Origin of the sequence: Bordetella petrii, from assembly GCF_020991325.1 — a bacterium.
Lineage (GTDB): Bacteria > Pseudomonadota > Gammaproteobacteria > Burkholderiales > Burkholderiaceae_B > Bordetella_A > Bordetella_A petrii_E.
The window spans coordinates 1-9,821 of sequence record NZ_JAJMLX010000174.1 but is presented as its reverse complement, the minus strand read 5'-3'; the positions used below and the strand labels follow the sequence as shown (position 1 = coordinate 9,821).

Sequence of the window (9,821 nt, the reverse complement as noted above, 5' to 3'; positions counted from 1 at the left end):
AGCGTGGCGCCGGCGCTGCGGGCGGCGGTGCAGCAGCTTGCGGGCGATCCGCCCTGAGCGCGCGTGACGAAGGCGCGATCTCGTACAATTCACAGATTCAACGACTCACACCCCGCGCCCGGAGCCCAGTTTGGCCACCTCTACGCAAACCGATCCGCAGCACGACGACCGTCCCTTGCCCCAGGATTTCGAAACGGCCCTGGCCGAGCTCGAAACCCTGGTTGCCGCCATGGAAGACGGATCACTGCCGCTCGAGCAATCGCTGGCCGCCTATCGGCGCGGCGTCGAACTCACGCGCGTCTGCCAAGAGCGTCTGGCGCAGGCCGAGCAGCAGGTCAAAGTGCTGGAAGACGGTTTGCTGCGCCCCATGGATCCGCGCGCGCTCGACGACGAATAACCGGATGAAGCAACAACACCTTGCGTTCGCGGACTGGCTGCAGGGCCGCGCGCAACACATCGAGGCCGTGCTGGACGAATGCCTGCCTGCGGCCGATGCCTTGCCCGAGCGCCTGCACGAGGCCATGCGCTACGCCGTGCTGGGCGGCGGCAAGCGGGTCCGTGCCGCGCTGGTGTACGCCGCGGGCCAGGCGTGCCCTGTCAATGGCAGTGCCGTGGCCATCCAGGCTTCGCTGGACCGCGCGGCTGCGGCGGTGGAATTGATCCACGCCTATTCGCTGATCCATGACGACCTGCCATGCATGGATGACGACACGTTGCGCCGTGGGCGTCCCACCACGCATGTGCAGTTCGATGAGGCCACCGCCATGCTGGCCGGCGACGCGCTGCAACCGCTGGCATTCGAATTGCTGGCCGACATGCCTATCGCGCCGGCGTTGGTGGTGCAGGCCACCCAGGCGCTGGCCCGCGCGGCGGGCAGCCTGGGCATGGCAGGGGGGCAGGCCATCGACCTGCACAGTGTCGGGCACGCGCTGTCGCGCGACGAACTGCAAACCATGCACAGCATGAAAACCGGTGCCATGCTTGAATGCAGCGTGGCGCTGGGGGGCATCGTGTCCGGAGCCAGTTCCAACAACCGGCAGGCACTGGACGACTACGCGCATGCCGTGGGCCTGGCATTCCAGGTCGTTGACGATATTCTCGATGTCACCGCCGACACGGCCAGCCTGGGGAAAACCGCGGGCAAAGACGCGGCCGGCAACAAGCCCACCTATGTATCGTTGCTGGGCCTGGACGAGGCCCGTGCGCTGGCCGAAGAACTGCGCGCCGCAGCCCATGCCGCCCTGGCGCCGCTGGGCGATTCCGGCGCGATGCTGGCCCGCCTGGCCGACTACATCGTACTCAGAGACCGCTGATACCGAGCATGACGACAGACTTACTGGACCGTATTCAATCGCCGGCGGACCTGCGCCAGCTGGATCGCCGCGAACTCAAGACGCTGGCCGAGGAATTGCGTGGCTTCGTGCTCGAATCGGTGTCCAGGACGGGCGGCCATTTGTCGTCCAACCTGGGCACCATCGAGCTGACGCTGGCCTTGCACCAGGTATTCGACACGCCGCACGACCGCATTGTGTGGGATGTGGGCCATCAGTCGTACCCGCACAAAATACTCACCGGGCGCCGCGCCGGCATGGCGCAATTGCGCCAGGAAGGCGGCATCTCCGGCTTTCCCAAGCGCAGCGAATCCGAGTATGACGCCTTCGGGACGGCTCACTCGTCCACCTCTATCTCGGCGGCGCTGGGCATGGCCGTCGCTTCGCGCAACGCCGGTATCCAGCGCCAGCACATCGCGGTCATCGGCGATGGCGCCATGTCCGCCGGCATGGCCTTCGAAGCCATGAACAATGCGGGCGTCACACCCGATGTCAACCTGCTGGTGGTGCTCAACGACAACGACATGTCGATCTCGCCGCCGGTGGGGGCGCTGAATCGCTACCTGGCGCGCCTGATGTCGGGGCGGTTCTACGCCACCGCCAAGAATGTCGGTCGCGCCATGCTGCAGCATGTTCCTCCGGTGCTCGAACTGGCGCGCCGCTTCGAAGAACACGCGAAGGGCATGGTCACGCCGGCCACGCTGTTCGAAGAGTTCGGCTTCAACTATGTGGGCCCTATCGACGGCCATGACCTGGACGCCCTGGTGCCCACGCTGCAGAACCTGAAGGCCTTGCAGGGCCTGCAGTTCCTGCACGTGGTCACGCGCAAGGGGCAGGGGTACAAGCTGGCTGAGGCCGATCCCGTGCTGTACCACGGTCCCGGCAAGTTCGATCCTGCGATAGGCATCCAGCAAGGCAAGCCTTCGTCGCGCAAGACGTTCACGCAGATCTTCGGCCAGTGGCTGTGCGACATGGCCGAGCGCGACGAGCGCCTGTGCGGCATCACGCCGGCCATGCGCGAAGGCAGCGGCCTGGTTGAGTTCGAACAGCGGTTCCCGCGCCGCTACTTCGATGTGGGCATCGCCGAACAGCATGCGGTGACTTTCGCCGCGGGCCTGGCCTGCGAAGGGCAGAAACCGGTAGTGGCAATTTATTCCACGTTCCTGCAGCGCGGCTACGACCAGCTTATCCACGATGTGGCGTTGCAGAACCTGGACGTGACCTTCGCCCTGGACCGCGCCGGCCTGGTCGGTGCCGACGGCGCCACGCATGCCGGCAATTACGATATTGCCTATCTGCGCTGCGTGCCCAACATGGTGCTGGCTACGCCGTCCGACGAAAACGAGGCGCGCCTGCTGCTGTCCACCTGTTACGAATACGCCGGGCCGGCGTCGGTGCGTTATCCGCGCGGCGCTGGTTGCGGAGCCACCGTGGCGCCTGGGCTGGACACCGTGGCGCTGGGCAAGGGCGTGGTGCGGCGCGAAGGGCGCGGCGTGGCCATCCTGGGGTTTGGCACCCTGGTGCAGGCTGCCCTGGGCGCGGCCGACAAGCTGGATGCCACCGTGGCGGACATGCGCTTCGTCAAGCCGATCGACCGCGAACTTATCCTGGATCTCGCCGCCCGCCACGGCGCCATCGTCACAGTGGAAGAAGCCGCCATCATGGGCGGGGCCGGTAGCGCTGTGGCGGAATTGCTGCACCAGGAAGGCGTCAATATTCCCGTACTGCAATTGGGTCTGCCGGACCGTTTCATCGATCACGGCGACCAGGCCACCCTTCTGGCCGGGGTGGGGCTGGACGCCGGCGGCATCGAACAGTCTGTCCGCACCCGCTTTGAAAACCAGGTCGCGGTGCCGGTGCAAGAAAAATAGGGCCGGGGCAGCGGTTACCAACCTACTAGTAGGAGGGTTTTCCGCACTTCCGGCCCGGCTTTTCGGTAATAATGGCTCCGCTAACATATTTCAGGGCAACAGCGATTCTCATTTATTCCCGCCCTGACAGGTAACCCTATGAATTCTCCGATCGATCCCGCCCTGGTCATGCCCGATGTGCAAAGCTCGGCTGATACCCGGCACATCCCGATTCAGCGCGTAGGCATCCGCGGCGTGCGGCATCCCATGCTGGTGGCAGACGCCGATGGCGCGCCCCAGCCCACAGTGGCCAACTGGACCCTGACCGTGGCCTTGCCGGCGGAAGAGAAGGGCACGCACATGTCCCGCTTCGTGGCGCTGCTGGAAAAGTATCGCAGCGTGCCCATGACGCCGGCCCTGTTCGCCGACATGGCGCGCGACATGCTGCCCCTGCTGCATGCCGACCGCGGCGACATCACCGCGGCGTTCCCGTATTTCATCAATAAGTCGGCGCCGGTGTCGGGGGTGCAAAGCCTGCTGGACTACGAAGTACAGTGGGTGGCCCGCGCCGCTGGCGACCAGGTCGAATTCGAACTGGTCGTGCAGGTGCCGGTTACCAGCCTTTGCCCGTGTTCCAAGGCCATTTCCGAGTATGGCGCGCACAACCAGCGCTCGCACGTCACCGTGTCGGCCGTGCTGAATGGCGACGTGGCCATGGATCGCATCATCCGCCTGGTGGAAGACGAAGGGTCCTGCGAACTGTGGGGCCTGCTCAAGCGCCCCGACGAGAAGTTCGTCACGGAACGCGCCTACGACAACCCCAAGTTCGTCGAAGACCTGGTGCGCGATGTGGCCGCCCGCCTGGCTGCGCACCCCGGCGTGGCCCGCTATCGCGTCGAAGCCGAGAACTTCGAGTCCATTCACAACCATTCCGCCTACGCCGTCGTCGAAGGCTGATCGCGGCCATGGCGCCGGCTCCCGCCGCCCGCGGCTGGCCGCTGATCGCCGGAACGTACGAGTTCTTGCGTTTTGGCGTGAAGCAGGCCTGGGCTTGGGGTCGTGGTTCCTGCTCATGGCGACTATTGCTTGCGCAATAAGCCAGGATCAGCGATAATCGAGAGCTTTCTTGCTCGATTGCCCCATTTTGTCGGGGCGGCGGGCTGCCCCTTGCGGGCGCACCTGAGTGCGCCGCAAGACATCCTCAAGGAGTTTTACCTATGCGTCACTACGAAGTAGTGTTCATTGTCCATCCGGACCAAAGCGAGCAAGTGCCCGCCATGGTCGAGCGCTATCAGTCGCTCGTTACCGGCCAGGGCGGTGCGGTGCACCGTCTGGAAGACTGGGGCCGCCGCCAACTGGCCTACCCGATCCAGAAGCTGGTCAAGGCGCATTACGTCTGCATGAACATCGAGTGCGGCCAGGCCACGCTCGACGAGCTCGAGCATTCGTTCCGCTACAACGATGCCGTGCTGCGCCACCTGGTCATCAAGACCAAAAAGGCCCAGACCTCGCCCTCGCTGATGATGAAGTCGGTCGAGCGCGAAGAGGCCCGCAAGGTCGCCACGGAAGCCGCGGCGCCGGCCCAGGCTCAAGCTCAGGCTCAATAAACCCGGCAAGGCCGTTTTTTTACTACCACGTACCGGCGGATGAACACCCTGGAACTCAGCGCCCGCGTTCTCGAATGCGAGCCTTTGCGCCATACCCCCGCCGGCGTGCCAGCGCTGGAAATGCTGCTGGCCCACGAGTCGGAAGTCGTCGAAGCGGGGCACCCGCGCCGCGTCGAACTCACGATATCCGCCGTGGCCCTGGGCGATCTGGCACAACTGCTGGCCGGCACCCCACTGGGGACCGAACTGCAGGTGCGGGGCTTCCTGGCCGCCGCCCGCAAAGATTCGGTGAAGGTCAAGCTGCATATGCAGCTTGCCCGCAAAGTCGGCGGTAGCGCAGGGCACGACCCGTTGGTGGCATAACCGGCCAACCGGACCCAGACACAGATTACGGGCCAGTGAATTCAATTCCTGCCCGGCTAGACTAAGAGGCACATCATGGCTTTCTTCGGAAAACGCAAAGAAAAACGCAAATTCACGCAGCAGAACCCGCTGTTCAAGCGTCGCAAGTTCTGCCGCTTCACCGCCGCCGGCGTCGACGAGATCGACTACAAAGATCTGGACACCCTGCGCGACTTCGTGCAAGAAAACGGCAAGATCATCCCGGCTCGCCTGACCGGCACCAAGGCACACTACCAGCGCCAGCTGGACACCGCCATCAAGCGTGCGCGCTTCCTGGCCCTGTTGCCTTACACCGACAACCACAACTGATCCCGGGGTTACTGAAATGCAAGTCATCCTGCTTGAAAAAGTCGTCAACCTGGGCAACCTGGGCGAGATCGTCCGTGTTCGCGATGGTTACGCCCGCAACTTCCTGATTCCCCAGAAAATGGCCCGTCGCGCTACCGACGCCGCCCTGAAGGAATTCGAAGCCCGCCGCGCCGAACTGGAAAAAGTCCAGGCCGAAAAGCTGGCCGCCGCCGAAGCGCTGGGTGCCCGCCTGGCCGGTTACCAGCTCAAGGTGTTGCAAAAGGCCGGTGTCGATGGCCGCCTGTTCGGCTCGGTTACCAATGCCGACGTGGCTGAAGGCCTGAAGAAGGCTGGTTTCGAAGCCGTCGAAAAGGGCCAGGTACGCCTGCCCAATGGCCCGCTGAAGGCCGTGGGCGAGTACCCCATCCAGGTCGCGCTGCACGCCGACGTGGTGGTTGACGTGAACGTCCTGGTTGAAGGCGACCTCGCCTAAGCCAACCGGCTCGCGTCCAGCAGAAAAAGCCGGCGAATGCGCCGGCTTTTTCTTTTTTGTTTGGAGCGCTTGCTTCATACTCCAACCCTGCCCACTTTCGAGAACACCCTTGAGCACGCCGCCCCAGCATCAGAGCGCGCCCCCTGGCCTGCGGGCCTGGCTAGACAGTGTTGATGCCGCGCACGAACCCTCCGTGCGCATCGTGTCCATCGATGGCGTGCCCTGCGTGGTCAAGCGGCGGCGGTCGGGCGTATTGCAGCGCCTGGGTTATGTGCTGCACTACCTGCGCGCACTGGGCCTGGCGCTGGGCTGCAAATTGTTCCTGGGCGAGTTTCCGCGCCCGGGCGTGCTGTTGCGCAATGGCCTTGCGTACGAGGCCGAACGCCTGCGCCGCCTGTCGCAGGCCGGCTGCCGCGTGCCCCATGTATGGTGGGAAGAGTCGGGCCTGTTGGTGCTGGAACATGTAGGCGAAGATTTCGCCGGCCTGATCCGGCATGCCCAGCCCGCGGAGCGCGCGCAATGGGTGCGCGCCCTGGCGGCCGACCTGGCGGCTTTCCATGCGCGCGGCCATTGGCATGGCGGGGCGCAGGTACGCAATATCACGCTGCGCGGCGGGGACCTCTGGCGCATCGATTTCGAAGAGAACATCGGCGGCGCCTTGTCTCTGCCCCTGGCCCAGGCTTACGATGTATTCCAGTTGCTGTCCTCGTTGCTGGGGCTGCGCAAGCTACAGGATGATAATCTGTCGGGCTTGGGCCAACTGGTGCTCGATACCTATTTCCAGTCCTCCGCGGCCCCCCAGGTGCGGGCGCGCCTGCAGCGCATGGCCCGCGTGCTGTGCGCATGCGCCGCGGTGCTGCGCCCCGTGTTCGGACGCCTGCCCGGCCGCGATATCCAAGGTTTCTTCCGGGTGGCCCGCACCCTGCGAACTCTTTACTAGTGCATTCAATGAATACTCCCGCCGACTCCCAGCTTGAATATCTGCGCGTGCCGCCGCACTCCATCGAGGCCGAGCAGTCTGTGCTGGGGGGGCTGCTGCTGGACAACACCACCTGGGACCGCATCGCCGACGTCCTGGTCGAAGAAGACTTCTACCGGCACGATCACCGGCTGATCTGGCACCACATCGCCCGCCTGATCGGCCTGGCGCGGCCGGCCGATGTCATTACCGTCAATGAATCGCTGGTCAGCGCCGGCAAGGCCGAAGATACCGGCGGCCTGGCCTATCTGAATGCGCTGGCCCACAACACGCCGTCGGCCGCCAACATCCGGCGCTACGCCGAGATCGTGCGCGAGCGCGCCATGCTGCGCAAGCTGGTTTCCATCGCCGACGAAATCTCCGCGGCCGCGCTGAACCCGCAGGGCAAGGAAGCGCGCCAACTGCTGGACGAGGCCGAATCCAAGGTGTTCAAGATCGCCCAGGAGGGCGAGAAAGGTTCGGCCGGCTTCCAGGAGATCCAGCCGCTGCTGACGCAGGTGGTCGAGCGTATCGACGAGCTGTACCACCGCGACTCCGATTCGGACGTTACCGGGGTGCCCACGGGCTTTAGCGACCTGGACAAAATGACCTCCGGCCTGCAGCCGGGCGACCTGGTCATCGTGGCCGGGCGCCCCTCGATGGGTAAAACCTCGTTCTCGATGAACATCGGCGAACACGTGGCTATCGAGCAAGGGCTGCCGGTGGCCGTGTTTTCGATGGAAATGGGCGCGGTGCAACTGGCCATGCGTATGCTGGGATCGGTGGGCATGCTGGATCAGCATCGCATGCGCACCGGCAAGCTGGTGGCCGACGACTGGCCGCGCGTCACGCATGCCGTGCAGCTGATGCAGGATGCCCAGGTGTATATCGACGAAACGCCCGCGCTCAGCGCCATGGAAGTGCGGGCCCGCGCGCGCCGCCTGGCGCGGCAGTGCGGCCAACTGGGCCTGATCATCATCGACTACCTGCAACTGATGGCGGGCAATGGCGGCGGCGAGAACCGGGCCACGGAAATCTCTGAAATCAGCCGCTCGATGAAAGGCCTGGCCAAGGAACTGAACTGCCCGTTGATCGCGCTGTCGCAGCTGAACCGCAGCCTGGAACAGCGCCCCAACAAACGGCCCGTGATGAGCGACCTGCGTGAATCGGGGGCCATCGAACAGGACGCGGACTTGATCCTGTTCATTTACCGCGACGAAGTCTACAACCCCGATTCGCCCGACAAGGGCACGGCCGAGATCATCGTGGGCAAGCAGCGTAACGGCCCGATCGGCACGGTGCGGCTGACGTTCCAGGGGTCCAGCACGCGCTTCCTGAATTTCACTGCCGCGCCGCAGTACTAGGGCCTGCAGGCGCCGGAATACGCGCCTGGCATGGGCCCATGGCCCGAAGGGCGGGAGCGGTCAGGCCTCGGACTCGGTACGGTCGTTCGAGCCATCCAGGTGCGCATGGGTGTCTTCAATGCCGAACACCGAGGTGTACGCGGGGTAGAAGCTGCAGTACAGCACGCCGCCAGCGGCAATATTGAAGGGGATTTGCAGGGTGCCCGCCAGTTGCACCGGCACCCCGGCACTGACCAGCAGCCCGGCGCACAGGTCGATGAACAGGAATATCAGCACCCAGGCCGTTCCATAGACCAGGAAGGGCCACTTGTTGCGCCAGCAGGCAATACCCGAGAAAAACAGCGCCTGGCCGATACGCAGGCCGTGCCAGCCCACCAATACCGGAGCGTGCCAGAACAGGGCCGCGATAATCATGTACAGCACCGCGAACAATGCCAGCGGTACTCGCATGACGCTGATGAATGGCGTCAGGTCTTGTTCGATGGAGGCTACCCGCATGCCTTCCGTCAGGGCGCTGGAAAAGGGCAGGAACGACACCAGGCCCGCGGTGATGCACAGCACGGCGTACAGTACGCCGATCAGCAGCATTTTCTTGAACACCCCCGGGCGCAGCAGGGTTTTGGGCCACATCGACGGCAACATGACGCGGCCCGCTTCGATGTGCTTGCAGGCGGCCAGCGTCATCAGCGTGATGACAGGCATCAGCGCCACGAACAGCAGCGGCCCCACCGGAGGCGTGAAGGTCGCGAACAGGACGAGCAGGCTGATGGCCAGGGCCCAGGTGAACATGGCCAGCGGTTGCTTCATGAACAGCCGTAGGCCGTCCCGTACCCATTGCCAGCCATAGGATGCGGGTAAAGATGCTGCTTGCATAGGTCTCGGTGGGGGATGGAGGAGGTTTACACTCAATTATGCGGGCCGCGGCGCTCAGGGCAAGGCGGGCAGGCCCGGTCGGTGGCGCGCGAGCAACACTCTTTCGAAATGGCGCGGGTCGTGGGGTTTGAGCGTCTGGGCCGGCCGCGGCAGGTAGAAATCGTACAGGCGCGACAGCCAGAAGCGCAGTGCCGCGGCGCGCAGCATATGCGGCCAAGCCTGGCGTTCTTCGGCGGTAAAGGGGCGTTGCGCGGCGTAGGCCTGCAGCCAGGCGTCGACCAGGGCGGGCACGAAGGCGCCGGTGTCGCGCTCGATGCACCAGTCGTTGACGCTGACCGCCACGTCGAACAGCCAGGTGTCGCAGCCAGCGAAATAAAAATCGATGATGCCGCCCATCAGCGGGTCGTCGAAGGTGCCGGCAAACAGTACGTTGTCACGGAACAGGTCGCAATGGGCAGGGCCGGCTGGCAGCGCCTGCCAGGCGGGCGTGGCCGCCACGCGCTGTTGTTCGGCCAGTTCGCCGCCCAGCAAGCGGGCCTGCTCGGCGTCCAGGAACGGCAGCACCTTGGGCGCCGTATCCACCCACCAGGCCAGGCCCCGCAGATTGGGCTGGCGCAGCGGGAAATCCCGGGCGGCCAGGTGGGCGCGGGCCAGG

At 64.9% G+C, this 9,821-nt stretch carries 12 protein-coding genes; 10 read left to right on the top strand and 2 right to left on the bottom strand.

The window, feature by feature from the left end:
• Nucleotides 1–130: 130 nt before the first annotated feature.
• The 10 genes from LPZ50_RS16565 (at nucleotide 131) to LPZ50_RS16520 (ending at nucleotide 8,293) form a co-directional block, all read left to right on the top strand.
• A complete protein-coding gene (locus tag LPZ50_RS16565; RefSeq protein WP_230662741.1) occupies nucleotides 131–397 on the top strand; it encodes an exodeoxyribonuclease VII small subunit in 267 nt (88 codons plus the stop codon).
• 4 nt (nucleotides 398–401) lie between these two features.
• Nucleotides 402–1,313 (top strand): polyprenyl synthetase family protein, encoded by a 912-nt coding sequence (locus LPZ50_RS16560; protein ID WP_230662739.1) that lies wholly within the window; start codon nucleotides 402–404, stop codon nucleotides 1,311–1,313.
• An 8-nt stretch (nucleotides 1,314–1,321) separates the two neighbouring features.
• The gene (dxs, locus tag LPZ50_RS16555) at nucleotides 1,322–3,202 is read left to right on the top strand and encodes a 1-deoxy-D-xylulose-5-phosphate synthase (RefSeq protein ID WP_230662737.1); all 1,881 of its coding nucleotides are present in this window, start codon (nucleotides 1,322–1,324) and stop codon (nucleotides 3,200–3,202) included.
• Between the two features lie 138 nt (nucleotides 3,203–3,340).
• Complete coding sequence (folE2, locus tag LPZ50_RS16550; RefSeq protein ID WP_230662736.1) at nucleotides 3,341–4,138, top strand: GTP cyclohydrolase FolE2; 798 nt, start codon at nucleotides 3,341–3,343, stop codon at nucleotides 4,136–4,138.
• Between the two features lie 260 nt (nucleotides 4,139–4,398).
• Nucleotides 4,399–4,788, top strand: coding sequence for a 30S ribosomal protein S6 (rpsF, locus tag LPZ50_RS16545; protein WP_230662732.1), 390 nt, complete (start codon nucleotides 4,399–4,401; stop codon nucleotides 4,786–4,788).
• A 39-nt stretch (nucleotides 4,789–4,827) separates the two neighbouring features.
• Nucleotides 4,828–5,151, top strand: coding sequence for a primosomal replication protein N (priB, locus tag LPZ50_RS16540; RefSeq protein WP_230662730.1), 324 nt, complete (start codon nucleotides 4,828–4,830; stop codon nucleotides 5,149–5,151).
• Nucleotides 5,152–5,226: 75 nt separating this feature from the next.
• Nucleotides 5,227–5,499, top strand: coding sequence for a 30S ribosomal protein S18 (rpsR, locus tag LPZ50_RS16535; protein WP_209156411.1), 273 nt, complete (start codon nucleotides 5,227–5,229; stop codon nucleotides 5,497–5,499).
• A 16-nt stretch (nucleotides 5,500–5,515) separates the two neighbouring features.
• Nucleotides 5,516–5,971, top strand: a complete 456-nt coding sequence (gene rplI / locus LPZ50_RS16530) for a 50S ribosomal protein L9 (RefSeq protein ID WP_230662728.1) — start codon at nucleotides 5,516–5,518, stop codon at nucleotides 5,969–5,971.
• Between the two features lie 109 nt (nucleotides 5,972–6,080).
• Entirely contained in the window at nucleotides 6,081–6,911 is an 831-nt protein-coding gene (locus tag LPZ50_RS16525; RefSeq protein ID WP_230662726.1) for a hypothetical protein, read from the top strand.
• Between the two features lie 8 nt (nucleotides 6,912–6,919).
• A complete protein-coding gene (locus tag LPZ50_RS16520) occupies nucleotides 6,920–8,293 on the top strand; it encodes a replicative DNA helicase (protein WP_230662724.1) in 1,374 nt (457 codons plus the stop codon).
• Nucleotides 8,294–8,353: 60 nt separating this feature from the next.
• On the opposite strand, the gene LPZ50_RS16515 is transcribed toward LPZ50_RS16520, so the two are convergent.
• A complete protein-coding gene (locus LPZ50_RS16515) occupies nucleotides 8,354–9,166 on the bottom strand; it encodes a BPSS1780 family membrane protein (RefSeq protein ID WP_230662722.1) in 813 nt (270 codons plus the stop codon).
• Nucleotides 9,167–9,220: 54 nt separating this feature from the next.
• Nucleotides 9,221–9,821: phosphotransferase (locus LPZ50_RS16510; protein ID WP_230662720.1), on the bottom strand; the 601-nt coding region annotated here is incomplete at its 5' end.

Bases quoted from the DNA above. Each gene is read 5' to 3' on its own strand.
- LPZ50_RS16515 (WP_230662722.1), bottom strand. From the start codon at position 9,166: ATGCAAGCAGCATCTTTACCCGCATCCTATGGCTGGCAATGGGTACGG.
- folE2 (WP_230662736.1), top strand. From the start codon at position 3,341: ATGAATTCTCCGATCGATCCCGCCCTGGTCATGCCCGATGTGCAAAGC.
- LPZ50_RS16560 (WP_230662739.1), top strand. From the start codon at position 402: ATGAAGCAACAACACCTTGCGTTCGCGGACTGGCTGCAGGGCCGCGCG.
- priB (WP_230662730.1), top strand. From the start codon at position 4,828: ATGAACACCCTGGAACTCAGCGCCCGCGTTCTCGAATGCGAGCCTTTG.
- rplI (WP_230662728.1), top strand. From the start codon at position 5,516: ATGCAAGTCATCCTGCTTGAAAAAGTCGTCAACCTGGGCAACCTGGGC.
- rpsF (WP_230662732.1), top strand. From the start codon at position 4,399: ATGCGTCACTACGAAGTAGTGTTCATTGTCCATCCGGACCAAAGCGAG.
- rpsR (WP_209156411.1), top strand. From the start codon at position 5,227: ATGGCTTTCTTCGGAAAACGCAAAGAAAAACGCAAATTCACGCAGCAG.
- dxs (WP_230662737.1), top strand. From the start codon at position 1,322: ATGACGACAGACTTACTGGACCGTATTCAATCGCCGGCGGACCTGCGC.
- LPZ50_RS16520 (WP_230662724.1), top strand. From the start codon at position 6,920: ATGAATACTCCCGCCGACTCCCAGCTTGAATATCTGCGCGTGCCGCCG.